Origin of the sequence: Micromonospora sp. WMMD754, assembly GCF_049315235.1 — a bacterium.
In the GTDB taxonomy this organism is placed as follows: Bacteria; Actinomycetota; Actinomycetes; order Mycobacteriales; family Micromonosporaceae; genus Micromonospora; species Micromonospora sediminicola.
Genome location: NZ_CP186058.1, coordinates 3,395,772 through 3,409,556 on the forward strand (window position 1 = coordinate 3,395,772; position 13,785 = coordinate 3,409,556).

General features: G+C 73.5%; 14 protein-coding genes. 8 read left to right on the plus strand and 6 right to left on the minus strand.

The window, feature by feature from the left end:
* Positions 1-42: 42 nt before the first annotated feature.
* From ACN27B_RS16540 to ACN27B_RS16555, 4 genes are all read right to left on the minus strand, one after another.
* Positions 43-774 carry a tyrosine-protein phosphatase gene (locus ACN27B_RS16540; RefSeq protein ID WP_172967838.1) on the minus strand — a complete coding sequence of 244 codons (732 nt, stop codon included), beginning with the start codon at positions 772-774 and terminating at the stop codon, positions 43-45.
* Positions 775-834: 60 nt separating this feature from the next.
* Positions 835-1,299, minus strand: coding sequence for a PRC-barrel domain-containing protein (locus ACN27B_RS16545; RefSeq protein WP_396822940.1), 465 nt, complete (start codon positions 1,297-1,299; stop codon positions 835-837).
* Between the two features lie 162 nt (positions 1,300-1,461).
* Positions 1,462-1,992, minus strand: coding sequence for a carboxymuconolactone decarboxylase family protein (locus ACN27B_RS16550; protein WP_091580544.1), 531 nt, complete (start codon positions 1,990-1,992; stop codon positions 1,462-1,464).
* Between the two features lie 2 nt (positions 1,993-1,994).
* Positions 1,995-2,555, minus strand: coding sequence for a peroxiredoxin (locus tag ACN27B_RS16555; RefSeq protein WP_099162188.1), 561 nt, complete (start codon positions 2,553-2,555; stop codon positions 1,995-1,997).
* Positions 2,556-2,870: 315 nt separating this feature from the next.
* Here ACN27B_RS16555 and cimA point away from each other — a divergent pair, with 315 nt between their 5' ends.
* A complete protein-coding gene (gene cimA, locus ACN27B_RS16560; protein ID WP_396822942.1) occupies positions 2,871-4,469 on the plus strand; it encodes a citramalate synthase in 1,599 nt (532 codons plus the stop codon).
* 10 nt (positions 4,470-4,479) lie between these two features.
* Here the strand turns inward: cimA and ACN27B_RS16565 are convergent, their stop codons facing one another.
* Positions 4,480-5,472 carry an endonuclease/exonuclease/phosphatase family protein gene (locus tag ACN27B_RS16565; RefSeq protein WP_422740950.1) on the minus strand — a complete coding sequence of 331 codons (993 nt, stop codon included), beginning with the start codon at positions 5,470-5,472 and terminating at the stop codon, positions 4,480-4,482.
* Between the two features lie 322 nt (positions 5,473-5,794).
* Between ACN27B_RS16565 and ACN27B_RS16570 the strand changes: the two genes are divergently transcribed.
* The 7 genes from ACN27B_RS16570 (at position 5,795) to arfB (ending at position 11,304) form a co-directional block, all read left to right on the plus strand.
* The gene (locus tag ACN27B_RS16570; protein ID WP_281591013.1) at positions 5,795-6,319 is read left to right on the plus strand and encodes a hypothetical protein; all 525 of its coding nucleotides are present in this window, start codon (positions 5,795-5,797) and stop codon (positions 6,317-6,319) included.
* A 192-nt stretch (positions 6,320-6,511) separates the two neighbouring features.
* Positions 6,512-7,561 (plus strand): AAA family ATPase, encoded by a 1,050-nt coding sequence (locus tag ACN27B_RS16575; protein ID WP_091580527.1) that lies wholly within the window; start codon positions 6,512-6,514, stop codon positions 7,559-7,561.
* Positions 7,558-8,619, plus strand: a complete 1,062-nt coding sequence (locus ACN27B_RS16580) for a DUF58 domain-containing protein (RefSeq protein ID WP_099162184.1) — start codon at positions 7,558-7,560, stop codon at positions 8,617-8,619. The genes ACN27B_RS16575 and ACN27B_RS16580 overlap by 4 nt, the downstream gene beginning before the upstream one ends.
* The gene (locus ACN27B_RS16585; RefSeq protein ID WP_098743375.1) at positions 8,616-9,575 is read left to right on the plus strand and encodes a VWA domain-containing protein; all 960 of its coding nucleotides are present in this window, start codon (positions 8,616-8,618) and stop codon (positions 9,573-9,575) included. Before ACN27B_RS16580 ends, ACN27B_RS16585 begins: the two co-directional genes overlap by 4 nt.
* A 47-nt stretch (positions 9,576-9,622) precedes the next feature.
* Entirely contained in the window at positions 9,623-10,483 is an 861-nt protein-coding gene (locus ACN27B_RS16590; RefSeq protein ID WP_098743373.1) for a S1C family serine protease, read from the plus strand.
* Between the two features lie 88 nt (positions 10,484-10,571).
* The gene (locus tag ACN27B_RS16595; RefSeq protein ID WP_098743372.1) at positions 10,572-10,868 is read left to right on the plus strand and encodes a hypothetical protein; all 297 of its coding nucleotides are present in this window, start codon (positions 10,572-10,574) and stop codon (positions 10,866-10,868) included.
* 10 nt (positions 10,869-10,878) lie between these two features.
* On the plus strand, positions 10,879-11,304 hold the full coding sequence (gene arfB, locus ACN27B_RS16600; RefSeq protein WP_091580508.1) for an alternative ribosome rescue aminoacyl-tRNA hydrolase ArfB: 426 nt from the start codon (positions 10,879-10,881) through the stop codon (positions 11,302-11,304).
* A gap of 11 nt (positions 11,305-11,315) precedes the next feature.
* On the opposite strand, the gene ACN27B_RS16605 is transcribed toward arfB, so the two are convergent.
* On the minus strand, positions 11,316-13,745 hold the full coding sequence (locus tag ACN27B_RS16605) for a low temperature requirement protein A (RefSeq protein ID WP_422740951.1): 2,430 nt from the start codon (positions 13,743-13,745) through the stop codon (positions 11,316-11,318).
* Between the last annotated feature and the right edge of the window lie 40 nt (positions 13,746-13,785).

Consider the following 13,785-nt stretch of genomic DNA (forward strand, 5'->3'; position numbering starts at 1 on the left):
CGACGGGCGCCGGCCGTTCCCCTTCCTACCGGGCGGGGAGGGTCACTCCAGGAGGTGGGTGCGGAGGGCGGCCAGTTGGGCCTCGGTGACGCCGGCGTGGGTCAGGTAGCCCTCGATCGAGCCGTAGCCGGCGCGCAGCTCGGCCAGGAACAGCTCCATCGCCTCGGCCGGGGAGGCCAGGAACGGCGGTGGGACCTCCTCCGCGTCCGGCAGGGTGGCCCGGACCCAGGCGCTGAACCGCTCGGACGCGGCGGTGCTCAACGCGTAGTCCGCGACGACGTCGTCGTCCGGCACGCCCAGCACGGCGAGCGTCAGCGCGCAGACGATGCCGGTGCGGTCCTTGCCGGCGACGCAGTGCACCACCACCGGCGCGTTGGCGCTGTCGGCGATCAGGCCGATCGCCTCGGCCAGCCCGGCGGTGCCGGTGCGGGCCAGGTCGGCGTAGCGGTCGGCGAGGTAGCGGGCCAGGCTGACGCCGGAGGACTCGAACTGCCGCGCGGCCCAGTCCTCGTGCTCGGGGTGGATGTGCCGGTAGGCGAGCCCGTCGTAGGCCGGCACCCGGCCGTCGCGTTCCACCTCGGTCGGGCGGCGCAGGTCGATCACCGTGCGAATGCCGAGCGCGGTGAAGGCGGCCCGGTCGGTCTCGTCGATGCGGTGCAGCGAGTCGGAGCGGTAGAGCCGGCGGCGCCGGACGGTGCGCCCGTCGCGGGCGCGGTAGCCGCCGACGTCGCGGAAGTTGAACAACGCGGGGAAGGGTGTCTCCGGGGCATCCACCCCTGACACGGTAACGGCCGGCGGGGCGTCTGGAAGCCCCCGCCGGCCGTGCACCGGGTGTCAGATCCGGGCCGGGCCGTCCGGCGGCAGCGCGGAGTGGTTCTCGCCGTAGTAGCCGCCGAGCCTGTCCCGGTAGGCCGGGTCGGCGTGGTTGGCCTCGTCGTACTCCGGGGCGGCCTTGATCTGGTCCTTGTCCCGGTCGACGTGGACCTTCCGCTCGTCGTGGTCGACGTGGTTCACGGTGCCGGCCGGCAGCATGACCTTCTTGCCGAAGATCCACGGGCCGGTGTCGACCACCAGGTAGCTGTCGTCCACCTCGTGGCTCGCCTTGTCGATCTTTCCGATGCTGCCGTCGGTGGCCTCCACCTTGTAGCCGGTGAGGTCCGCGCTGGCCACCCCGGCCTCGTCGCGGTAGCGCCACGGGTCGAACGCGCCGGCGGGCGCGCCGCCGGCGTGGGCGCCCTGGCCGCCGTCGAGTACCGGGTCGGTGGTGCCGTGCGTGGTGTGCGGGTCGAGCCTGTCCATAGGGGCAACTCCTGTCCCGACTGTCCCAGTCGTCAAGGGAGTGAAAGTCATGCTGTCCCGCGAATTCCTACCCGTTGGCCGGCTTGCCAACCCTCCGGAACCGCCGAGGGCCGGTGCCGCGGCTCGCGGCACCGGCCCTCGGAGTGGCGGTCGTACGGCCGGTCAGGCCAGCGCGGCCTCCGCGTCGAGGGTCACCGCGGCGGCGTGCACGACGGCGGCGATCCGCAGCCCCTCGTGCACCTGGTCACGGCTGAAGCCGGCCGCGCGCAGCGTCTTCTCGTGCGACTCCAGGCAGACGCCGCAGCCGGTGATCGCGGAGACGGCCAGGCACCACAGCTCGAAGTCGGTCTTCTCCACGCCCGGGCGGGCGATGATCTGCATCCGCAGCCGGGCCGGCAGCGACGCGTACTGGTCGTCGCCGATCAGGTGCTTGGCCCGGTAGTAGACGTTGTTCATGGCCATGACCGCCGCCGCGCCCTTGGCCGCCTCGACCGCCTCCGGCGTGAGGTGACCGGCCGCCTCGGCGGCGATCTCCCGCAGCACCACCGGGTTGCGGGACGCCACCGCGCAGGCCAGGGCAGTGCCCCAGGCCTGTTCCGGCTTGAGCGTCGAGGTGGTGATGGTGGAGCTCAGGTTGAGCCGGATGTCCTTGGCGTAGTCGGGCAGGGCCGCCTTGACCGCGTCCAGACCCATCGTCAGGCCCCGGCGCCGGCGAGGAGCGCGTTGGCGTCCAGCGTCGCGCTGCCCTTGTTCCAGTTGCACGGGCACAGCTCGTCGGTCTGCAGCGCGTCGAGCACCCGCAGCACCTCGGAGACGTTACGGCCGACCGAACCGGCGGTCACCATGGCGAACTGGATCTCGTTGTTCGGGTCCACGATGAAGGTGGCCCGCTGCGCGACGCCGTCGGCGCCGAGCACGCCGCAGGCCTCGGTCAGCTCGCGCTTGATGTCGCTCAGCATCGGGAAGGGCAGCTCGCGCAGGTCCGGGTGGTCCTTGCGCCACGCGTAGTGGACGAACTCGTTGTCCACGGAGACGCCGAGCACCTGGGCGTCCCGGTCGGCGAACTCGCCGTTGAGGCGGCCGAACTCGGCGATCTCGGTCGGGCAGATGAAGGTGAAGTCCTTCGGCCAGAAGAAGACGACGCGCCACTGGCCCTCGTGGGACTTGTGGTGGATCGTCTCGAACGCCTTGTCGGCGTCGAGCGAGACGCAGGCGGTCAGTTCGTACTCGGGGAAGTGGTCACCGACAGTGAGCACGGGTCCTCCTTGACAGTGGCCGGGTGCGGGTGGCCCGGCCAGTAACTGGATCAGTTCCAGATACTTCCGTAGCGCCGTTTCCGCTCGTGGGCGGTGGTCGCCCGTGTGAAGACGATCACCAGCGACACGGCCGTCCCGGGATGTGGATTTCGCCTCCCAAAAACCGGCGGAGGTGGCAGAGTGCTCGTCGTGACCAGCTCTGTCCTGATCATTGGCAGCTAGCGCGCCGGCCTTCCCCTCCGCCGAGCGCGCAGACCTCCCGCATCCGCGGGGGGTCTTTTTGTTGCTCCCCCCAGGCACGAGAAGAGGACTCCGATGACCTTCCAGGTGTACGACACGACGCTGCGCGACGGCGCCCAGCGTGAAGGGCTCAGCTACTCGGTGGTCGACAAGCTGGCGGTGGCCCGCCTGCTCGACGACCTCGGAGTCGGCTTCATCGAGGGCGGCTGGCCGGGGGCGGTACCCAAGGACACCGAGTTCTTCCGCCGGGCCCGCACCGAGCTGGACCTGCGGCACGCGGTCCTGGTCGCCTTCGGGGCCACCCGCAAGGCCGGCCTGGCGGTCGAGGACGACCCGCAGGTACGCGGGCTGCTCGACGCCCGGACCCCGGCCGTGGCGCTGGTCGCCAAGGCGGACCTGCGGCACGTCGAGCGGGCGCTGCGCACCACCGCCGAGGAGAACCTGGCGATGGTCCGCGACACCGTGGCGTACCTGGTGGCGCAGGGGCGGCGCGTCTTCGTCGACGGGGAGCACACCTTCGACGGCTTCCGCCACGACCCCGGCTACACCGCCGCGGTGGTGGAGGCCGCGCTGGCCGCCGGCGCCGAGCGGTTCGTGCTGTGCGACACCAACGGCGGCATGCTGCCCTCCCAGGTCACCGCCGCGATCGAGGAGCTGGTCGCGCGCACCGGCGTCGCGCCCGAGCGGCTCGGCATGCACGCCCAGAACGACACCGCCTGCGCGGTGGCGAACACCATCGCGGCGGTCGAGGCCGGCGTCCGGCACGTGCAGGGCACCGCCAACGGTTACGGCGAGCGCCCCGGCAACGCGGACCTGTTCGCGATCGTGGCCAACCTCCAGCTCAAGCTCGGCATGCCCGTCCTACCGGAGGGCTGCCTGGAACAGATGGTGCGGGTCGCGCACGCCATCGCCGAGATCGCCAACATCGCCCCCGACACCCACCAGGCCTACGTCGGGGCCGCCGCCTTCGCCCACAAGGCGGGGCTGCACGCGAGCGCGATCAAGGTCGACCCGTTGCTCTACAACCACGTCGACCCGGCCGTGGTGGGCAACGACATGCGGATCCTGGTGACCGAGATGGCCGGCCGGGCCAGCATCGAGCTCAAGAGTCGCGAGCTCGGCCTGGACCTGGCCGGCCATCCGGACGCGCTGTCGTCGGTCACCGCCCGGGTCAAGGAACTGGAGGCGGGCGGCTGGTCGTTCGAAGCCGCCGACGCGTCGTTCGAGCTGCTGGTCCGCTCGGAGCTGCCGGACGCCGCGCCGGCCCGGCCGTTCGCGCTGGAGTCGTACCGGGTGCTGGTCGAGCACCGCGAGGACGGGGCGGTGGTCTCCGAGGCGACCGTCAAGATCCGGGTACGCGGTGAGCGCGTGATCGCCACCGCCGAGGGCAACGGCCCGGTCAACGCGCTGGACGAGGCGCTGCGGGTGGGGCTGGCCCGGCACTACCCGGAGCTGCGCGAGTTCGAGCTGGCCGACTACAAGGTCCGCATCCTGGAGGGCAGCCACGGCACCGGCGCGGTGACCCGGGTGTTGGTGGAGACCGCCGGCGCCGGCCGCGACTGGACCACGGTCGGCGTGCACCCCAACGTGGTCGAGGCCAGCTGGCACGCCCTGGTCGACGCGCTCACGTACGGGCTGGACCGGGCCCGGGCGCAGGACGGGGCACCCGCCTGAGACGGAGGGCTCACGCCGCCGGCAGGCGCAGCTCGGCCAGCAGCGCCCGGTGGTCGCTGCCGGGCACCGGCCAGGTGCCGGCGGCGCGGACCGCGATCCGCCGGTCGACCAGCACGTGGTCGATGGTGACCGGCGGGATCGGATCCCCGTCGTACGGGCCCCACGTGCCACCGAGGCCGGTGCCGGTCGCGTCGGCCGCGTCGGTGTAGCCGGTCGCGATCAGGTCGCGCAGCGCGGCGTGGTCCAGGGTGGCGTTGAAGTCCCCGGCCAGCACGCTGAGCCCGCCGGTCGGCGTGGCCGGCGGCTGCGCCCGCTGGTCGGTCCACCAGTCCGGCACCACGTCGACCGCGTACGGCGCGGCCGGATGCGCCGACTCCACCCGCAGCGGCGGCGCGCCCGGCACCGCCACCGTCCCGTACGCCTGGGTGAAGAAGAAGCCCCGGTTGCGCCGGTGGCCGGTGTCGCTCAGCGGGTGGCGGGCGTACAGGCCGGAGCCGGTGGCGCCCACCTCAGGGCTCAGCGACCGGTGCGGCAGCAGCGTGGCCAGGCCGAGCCGGTCCAGGTCGGCGGCGAGCCGCGGGGTCAGTTCCTGCACGGCGAGCACGTCCACCCGCCGGGCGCGGACCAGCTCCACCAGGCCCGCCGGGTCGGCCGAACCCAGGCGCAGGTTGGCGGTGAGCAGCCGCAGCGTCGGGCCGGCGGCCGGGGGCCGGTCGTCGGGCAGCGCGCGGGGGGCCACCGCGCCGAGCAGCGCCAGCGCGGCGAGCGTCGCCACCGCCGCGGGCGCCCGGCGCCGCAGCGCGAACGCCGGCACCACCACGACCCAGGCCAGGGCCGCGACGTACGGCGTGAAGGCGGTGGTCAGCACCAGCGGACCCCGCTCCAGCCCGGTCAGGCGCAGCACCGCCCAGGCGGCCACCGGCGCGGCCGCCGACCAGCACGCCGCCGTCACCCATCGCCCGCCCCGGGCGCCACCGCGTGTCGGCGCTTCCGTCGTGATCACGACGGTCAGGCTACCGGCCGCCGCGCCGCATCCCGTGAAGCAATTTCGTGAATGTCGAGCGCCGCGTACTCACCATTCAGGCGGGTCGCGGACACGCAATGAGAACTATTGACCCGTCGCATTTTCCGGTGCTAGGTTCCACCTGGTTGAGAAGTCGCGACTCTCTGTAGTAAGGCCAGTTCAGCAGCGGTGCGCTCCCGACGCGGATACCCGATGGTCCGCAATTGTTCGCGCCCGATCGCCCGTGCTCGAAAAGCATCCGCCCCGCGCGACAATTCGCGGGTCGGCCGTATCACCACGGTCCACAAAAGGGAGATCTGTCATGGCCACATTCTTCAAGCGAAAGGCGACGGTGGTGGCACTCGCCGCCCTGTCCCTCACCGTGGCGGGCGGAGGCGTCGCGATCGCCGCCCAGCCGGAGGCGAAGGTCCCGCAGCCCGCCGTCCGGAACGCTCCGCAGCAGCCGCCGGTGACCGCCGCCGAGCAGCGGGCCGCCAAGGCGGCCCTGCGCGCCACCCTCGCCCCGCCGGCGCCGGGCACGGTGGCCTGGGCGGTCGTCGCCCAGAACGGGACGCTGCTCCAGCACTCCGGCAACGTCGTCTCCTCGTCCAAGTTCGCGCCCGGGCCGGGTGTCCTCGCCGGCCAGTACCTGTTGCTGCTGGACTACAACGTCTCCGCGAAGTCCTACCACGTGTCCATCGGCACGAACGACACGGCGAACGTGCCCCCGGGCGGTGAGGTCGGGGCCGCGCCGCGGACCCTGACGCCGACCGGAGTGTTCGTGCAGACCCGCAACTCCACCGGCGGCTACGCGGACCGGCCGTTCCACATCGTGATCGCCAACTGACCCACCCGCCCGCGCGTCGACCCCCGCTCCGGCGGGGGTCGATGTCGTGTTCCGTGTCCGTCCGGGCCTCACAGCGCCGGTTCACGCCGTTGCCGCCCGATCGGGGAGGTCCTCCCGGTCCGGCCCGTCGACGGCCGGACAGGGGCCGATAATCCGACGTTTGTCGCGCGTCCGGCCCGGGAAGCAAGCACCGTGACGGACATCTCGGACACCCTGGCCAGCGTGCCCAGCCCGGTCGATGCCGATGCGAGCGGCGTCGAGCTGGAACAGACCCTCTTCGAGGTCAAACGCGTGATCGTCGGGCAGGATCGGCTCGTCGACCGCCTGCTCACCGCCCTGATCGCCGACGGTCACTGCCTGCTGGAGGGCGTACCGGGGGTGGCCAAGACGCTGGCCGCGCAGACGCTCGCCACAGTGGTCGGCGGGACCTTCGCCCGGATCCAGTTCACGCCCGACCTGGTCCCGTCGGACATCGTCGGCACCCGGATCTACCGCGCCTCCACCGAGACGTTCGACGTGGAGCTGGGACCGATCATGTCGAACCTGGTCCTCGCCGACGAGATCAACCGGGCCCCGGCCAAGGTCCAGTCGGCACTGCTGGAGGCGATGGCCGACCGGCAGGTCTCGATCGCCGGGCGGAGCTGGCCGGTGCCCGACCCGTTCCTGGTGCTGGCCACCCAGAACCCGATCGAGTCGGAGGGGGTCTACCAACTCCCCGAGGCGCAGCGCGACCGGTTCCTCATGAAGGTCGTGGTCGACTACCCCAGCGACGCCGACGAACTGGCCATCCTCTACCGGATGAGCACCGAGCGGCCCACCCCGCGCCCGGTTCTCGACCCGGCCCGGCTGCGGGAACTCCAGCGCCGCGCGACCGACGTCTTCGTCCACCACGCGCTGGCCGAGTACGTGGTCCGGCTCATCCTCGCCACCCGCGACCCCGGGCGGTTCGGGCTGCCCGACGTCGCCCCGCTGCTGGCGTACGGCGCGAGCCCCCGGGCCACGCTCGGTCTGGTCGCGGCGGCCCGGGCACAGGCCCTGATCCACGGCCGGGACTACGTGCTGCCCGAGGACATCCGGGACCTGGCGGTGGACGTGCTGGCGCACCGGCTGGTGCTCTCCTTCGACGCGGTCGCCGACGGCATCTCCGGGGAGGACGTGGTGCGCCGGCTGGTCGAGGCGGTGCCCCCACCCCGGCTGGTGACCGGACCCGCGGAGGCGGCGCCGGACCTGGCGGCGGCATGACCCGCCGGGCCGTCCCCGCCCCGCCCGCGCCCGCCCGGCCCGATCTCGGCGCCGCCGCTCCCGGCCTCGCCGACCTCGCTCCCGACCAGCGGGTACGCCGACTGGAGCTGACCGTGACCCGGCGGCTGGACGGTCTGCTGCACGGCCGGTACCGGGGGCTGCTGCCCGGGCCCGGCAGTGAGGCGGCCGGCAGTCGCGAGTACCGCCCCGGCGAGGACGAGGTCCGCCGGATGGACTGGGCGGTCACCGCGCGCACCACCGTCCCGCACGTGCGCGAGGTCGACGCCGACCGGGAGCTGACCACCTGGATGGTCGTCGACGCCAGCGCCAGCATGGAGTACGGAACCGCGGCGCTGGACAAGCGGGAACTCGCGGTGGCGGCGGTGGCCTGCGTCGGCTTCCTCACCGCCGGGGTCGGCAACCGGCTGGGCGCCCAGGTGCTCGCCCCGGACGGGCTGCGCCGGTTCCCGGCCCGCAGCGGGCGTACCCATCTGCTCGGGCTGCTCCGTGCGCTGCTCGGCGCCCCGCGTACCGACGACGGGCCGGACCCGCGCGCGGCCGGTCCGGCCGGCGGCGCCCGGGCGGGCGCCGCGCCGGGCCTCGCCGACGGGCTGGACGGCCTGCACCGGGTCGCCACCGGCCGGGGCCTCGTGGTGGTCGTCTCCGACTTCCTCGACGAACTGCCCGAGGACCCGGACGGCCCGCCGCCGCCCTGGGCGGCCGCGCTGCGCCGGCTGGCGGTCCGGCACCAGGTGCTCGCCGTGGAGGTGACCGACCCGCGCGAGCTGGAACTGCCGGACGTCGGCCTGATCACGCTGGTCGACCCGGAGAGCGGTCGCCACCGCGAGGTGTGGACCGGCGACCCGGCCCTGCGCGAGCGGTTCGCGCGGGCCGCCGCTGAGCAGCGCGACCAGGTCCGCCGCACGCTGCGCCGGGCCGGCGCGACCCACCTGGAGCTGCGCACCGACCGGGACTGGTGCGCGGATGTCGTCCGGCACGTGCACGAGCAGCGCCGGCTGGCGACGGCGCCGGCCGGCGCCCGGGGAGGTGCCGCATGACCTGGCAGTCGCCCGCCCGCCTGTGGCTGCTGCTCGCCGTCGCCGCGTTGGTCGCCGGCTATCTCGTGCTGCAACGCCGGCAGAGCCGCTACGCGGTCCGGTTCACCAACCTGCGCCTGCTGGACCGGGTGGCCCCGCGCCGGCCGGCCTGGCGACGACACGTCCCGGCCGGACTCTTCCTCGCCATGCTGGCGCTGCTGGTGGTCGGCTTCGCCCGGCCGGAGGCGGAGGTGCGGGTGCCCCGGGAGCGGGCCACCGTGATGGTCGCGGTGGACGTCTCCACCTCGATGCTCGCCTCCGACGTGGACCCGGACCGGCTGACCGCGGCCAAGGAGGCCGGCCGGAAGTTCGTCGACGGGCTGCCCGACGAGTTCAACGTCGGCCTGGTCGCGTTCGCCGGCAGCGCGGCGGTGCTGGTGCCCCCGAGCACCGACCGGGAGGCGCTGCACGAGGGGATCGAACGGCTCGCCGAGGGGATCACCGGCGTGCAGGGGACCGCGATCGGCGAGGCGATCAGCACCTCGCTGGGCGCGGTGAAGAGCCTGGACGCCACCGCCGCGAAGGACCCCCCGCCGGCCCGGATCATCATCCTCTCCGACGGCGCCAACACCTCCGGGATGGACCCGATGGAGGCCGCCGACCAGGCGGTCGCCGCCAAGGTGCCGGTGCACACGATCTCCTTCGGCACGCCCGGCGGCTCGGTCGACCGGGGCGGCCGGGCGATCCAGGTGCCGGTGGACGGGCAGACGCTCAAGGCGGTGGCCGACCAGACCGGCGGCGGTTTCCACGAGGCGTCCACCACCGCCGAGCTGAAGGACGTCTACGAGGACATCGGCACGTCGGTCGGCTACCGCACGGAACGGCAGGACGTCTCGGCCCGCTTCATCGGGCTCGGGCTGGTCCTGGCCATGGGCGCCGCCGCCGGGTCGCTGCGGTGGTTCTCCCGGCTGCCCTGACCCGCACACCACGACCGGACGACGGCACGACACGTGAGGAGCCAGGCATGGCAGTGCAGACCGGACTCGGCGAGCCGCGCGGTCCGTGGTTCGTCTCGCCGGAGCTGGACCCGGACGGGCGCGGGCACCGGGACGGGGCAGGCCCCGACCAGGGGGCGGGGCGGCGGAGTTGGCAGAGCCGGCTGCTGGGCGCGGCGGCGGTGGTGGCGCTCTCCACCGTCTCCGGCGCGGCGGCCGGCACCTGGGCCGCCGACCGGGGCGCGCCCGGCCCGTCCGCGGCCTCGGCCGCGCCGGTGCCGGCGGAGCTGGTCACCGCCGCCGGCCGGACCGTGCCCGGCGTGGTGTCGGTGATGGTCGCCGGGAAGTCCGGCGCGGGGGCCTCCGGGTCCGGCTTCGCCATCGACAACGAGCAGCACATCGTCACCAACGACCACATCCTCGCCCGGGGTGGCTCCGGGCCGGTGACGGTGGAGACCTCGGACGGGCGTCGGTTCCCCGCCGAGGTGGTGGGCCGGGAGCCGGGCAGCGACCTCGCGGTGCTCAAGGTGCCGGCGTCCGCCGGGCTGCCGCCGCTGCCGTTGGCCAAGGCGAACTCGACCCGGGTGGGGGAGCCGGTGCTCGCGGTCGGCTCGCCGCTCGGGCTGGCCGGCACCGTCACCGCCGGTATCGTCAGCGCGCTCAACCGGCAGGTGCGGATCGGCAACGGCCGGCACACGGCGGTGCAGACCGACGCCTCCATCAACCCGGGCAATTCCGGTGGGCCGCTGGTGAACGCGCGCGGCGAGGTGGTCGGGGTCAACACCGCCATCGCCACCATCGACGGGAACGGCTCGATCGGCATCGGCTTCGCCATCCCGATCGACCAGGTCCAGCAGACCGCCGACACCATCATCGGTCGTGGCGGCTGAGCTGCGCAGACGCCGCGGAACTGTCGGATATCCGGCGTGGGAGCATCGGACAATGGAAATATTACGCTGAGTATGGATACTGGCGGAGGTGGAGCAAGCTGTCATCGCGGCCCTCCTCGTGGTGGGCCTGGTCATCGGCGCCGGTGTCGGCGCGTCGTACGCCCGTGCCCAGCGCGGCTGGAAGGACTACCAGACGATCCGGACCAGCGTGCCCGGCGCCCGGCGCAACGCCTGGACCGCGATCCGTGGCGTGGTCGTCAAGATCGCCGTGATCGCCCTGCTGACGGTCGGCGCGGCGGCGTACGCGGCGTCGGGCTCCGACGAGGAGCGGGCCAGTCCCACCCCGACCGGAACCCCCACCCCGAGCCACCGTCCGGGGCGCTAGCCTCGGGGGCGTGGACGACGGACTGCGGGTGACCGACCGGCTCGTGGTGCCCGCCGCCGAGCTGCGGGAGCGGTTCTCCCGATCGTCCGGGCCGGGCGGACAGGGGGTCAACACCACCGACTCGCGGGTCGAGTTGAGCTTCGACCTGGCCGGCTCGCCGAGCGTGCCCGAGTCACTGCGGGAACGGGCCCTGACCCGACTCGCCGGCCGGCTGGTCGACGGCGTGCTGACCGTCGCGGCCAGCGAGCACCGCGCGCAACTGGCCAACCGGGAAGCGGCCCGGGAGCGGATGGCCGCCCTGCTGCGCGAGGCGGTCGCCCCGCCGCCGAAGCCGCGCCGCCCGACCCGACCGTCGCGGGGCGCCAAGGAGCGCCGGTTGGCCGAGAAGAAGCGGCAGTCGCAGCGCAAGCGCGACCGTCGGGTGGACGGCGACTGATCCTCCGGTGGTCAGTGCGAGACCACCGGCTGCACGGCGGGTACGGGCCGGCCACGGGTCGCCTCGATGGCGGTGACGGCCAGGCAGACCGCGGTGAGCAGGGCCAGTGACACCAGCGCCGGAAGCCCCGCCGTCAGCGGCAGCAACGCGGCCACGAGCCCGGCCTGCGCCACGCGGAGCGGCCGGCGGCGTCCGACGGTCCGCGAGTGGAACGCCTGCACGGCGACCAGGTAGAGCAGCACCCCGCCGAAGAGCGCGGCGTGCCCCAACAGGTACGGCGGCGGTCCCAACGTGAGGAGACCGGCGCTGCCCAACACCGACATGGATTTCCGCAGGCCCAGGGAGACCAGCACGATCCCGGCGACCATGGGCAGGTGCAGCAACATGTACGCGTTCCGGGCGATCCGCGTCCGGACCGTTCCGTCGGCGGCCTCCAACGCCCGTTCCCCCTCGGCGCTGTCCCAGCCGAAGTAAGCCCACCACAATGCGGCGAGCAGCCCGGTGGCGAGCAGGACCGCCACGATGATCCGGGCCGAGATCGGGGTGTAGGCGAGCGCGGTGCCCATCGAGATCACCGCCTCGCCGAGCGCGATGATGACGATCAGGCTGAACCGGTCGGCCCAGTGCGCGGCGGATTCGATCCGCAGCACGCGCAGGACCCGGGCGTTGCCGAGGACGTCGACCAGGATCGCCGCGATCCACAGGCCCACCCGCACCGGAGGGAGCGCTCGGATGTCACCCACCGGCTCGGGCACCAGCGCCGCGATCAGCAGCAGGCCGAGCGCGACGAGGCTGGGCACGGTGGCCAGGGCCGGCCGCGGCGGCCACATCCCCGGGTGCTGTCGTGCCGCACCGGCGAACGAGACGAGCACCAGCAGCCGGATCACGGCGTAGCAGGCTACGAAGACCAGCGGCCCGGACATGCCGCCCAGCGCGTCCGCCAACGCCTGCGGGCCGGCCAGCGTGATCACCGCGGTGACCGCCACGACCAGCACCATCACCAGGCGTACCAGGGGACTCTCCGAACGCACCACCGAGGCCAGCCAGGCGTAGGCGCACCAGGCCAGCCAGAGCGTGGTGAGCACGAGCAGGCCGCGGACGACGCCGCTCACCGTCGGGTCGTCGGCCATCAGCGCCGCCACCTGGAGGAAGGCGTACACGAAGACGAGGTCGAAGAAGAGCTCCTTCGGTGTGACGCCGGCGTGCTCGTGGGCGCCGCCGATGGCCACGTGCAGGCGCCGGTGACGGTGCCGGAAGATCGTCGCGTCGGCCAACGCGGTCGCGCCCACGGCAGCCGCCAGCACGGCCAGTTCGGCGAGCACCGGCAGGCGCGGGGCGACCGGCGCGGCCGCCAGCACCAGCACGATGCCGAGCAGCGGCGAGCGGCCCAGGATGCGTAGCGTCCGCAGCTCGAACAGCACCAGTCCGACCAGGTACAGCACCACCCCGCCGTAGAGCGTCGCCACCCCGAGGAGCGGATCACTCTCCCCGCTGTGCACCCGCAGCTCGCCGAGTGCCTTCTTGAGTCCCAGCGCCACGAGGATCAGTCCGGCCATCATCGGCAGGTGCAGGAAGCTGTACGCGTCCCGTCCGAGTGCCGCGCGCCGGTCGCTCGCGACCCGCTGGAGCGCCTTCTCCGCCGCGAACCGGGCGATGTCGAAGTACGTCCACCAGAGCGCGCCGGCGAGCACGACACCGAGCAGAGTCCCGATCGCCACGGCCGGGGTCAGCGGCTGCGCCACCGCCATGCCCTGGCTGAGCCCGATCGAGATGATCGTCTCGCCGAACCCGATCAGGATGATCAGCGCGTGTCGCTCCGCCCAGTACGGTATGGAGGCGATCCGCCACCGCTGGGCTCCGACCAGCAGGACGCCGCCGTACTCGACGACGACCGCACAACCGACCAGGGCGAATCGGACCCACTCCCGGGTGACGGCATCCGGGACGTAGGTCGGCGCCACCGCCGCCGCGAGCAGGAACAGCGCACCCACCGCGGCGGGCGGCCAGACCCTCCGGATCAGGTGCCGGACCCCGGTCCGGTCCGTCGTGGCCACCGTGGCCACGGCGAGCGCGGTGCCCCGCACGACGAGGTAACCCAGGGCGAAGACCACGGGACCGGACAGCCCGCCCGGACGATCCAGGAACGCCTCCCGCACCGTCAGGCTCATCACGAACAGGGCGGCGCTGAGCCCGAACATCGCCACCGGCAGGACGCCCCGATCCAGTCGCACCATCGTCCCGAGCCAGGCGAACGGCGTCCAGCACCACCAGAGCAGCACGAGGAGCAGGAGTCCACGGGGCAGACCGGCCGGGTTGAGCTGCTCGGCGGTCAACCCGGTGACGTTGAGGAAGGCGAACACGAAGATCAGGTCGAGGAACAACTCCAGCCGGCTGACCCCGCCGGCCTGGTCGGCCAGTTGGATCCGACCGACCCCGCCCATTTCCCCACTGTGCCAAGGCCCGAGGTTCGGGCGTCGGGGA

What these genes read in the sequence shown, in the direction of transcription:
- ACN27B_RS16550 (WP_091580544.1), bottom strand. Translation starts at nt 1,992, where the DNA reads ATGGGTCTGGACGCGGTCAAGGCGGCCCTGCCCGACTACGCCAAGGAC.
- ACN27B_RS16570 (WP_281591013.1), top strand. Translation starts at nt 5,795, where the DNA reads ATGGCCACATTCTTCAAGCGAAAGGCGACGGTGGTGGCACTCGCCGCC.
- cimA (WP_396822942.1), top strand. Translation starts at nt 2,871, where the DNA reads ATGACCTTCCAGGTGTACGACACGACGCTGCGCGACGGCGCCCAGCGT.
- ACN27B_RS16545 (WP_396822940.1), bottom strand. Translation starts at nt 1,299, where the DNA reads ATGGACAGGCTCGACCCGCACACCACGCACGGCACCACCGACCCGGTA.
- ACN27B_RS16605 (WP_422740951.1), bottom strand. Translation starts at nt 13,745, where the DNA reads ATGGGCGGGGTCGGTCGGATCCAACTGGCCGACCAGGCCGGCGGGGTC.
- ACN27B_RS16590 (WP_098743373.1), top strand. Translation starts at nt 9,623, where the DNA reads ATGGCAGTGCAGACCGGACTCGGCGAGCCGCGCGGTCCGTGGTTCGTC.
- ACN27B_RS16585 (WP_098743375.1), top strand. Translation starts at nt 8,616, where the DNA reads ATGACCTGGCAGTCGCCCGCCCGCCTGTGGCTGCTGCTCGCCGTCGCC.
- ACN27B_RS16580 (WP_099162184.1), top strand. Translation starts at nt 7,558, where the DNA reads ATGACCCGCCGGGCCGTCCCCGCCCCGCCCGCGCCCGCCCGGCCCGAT.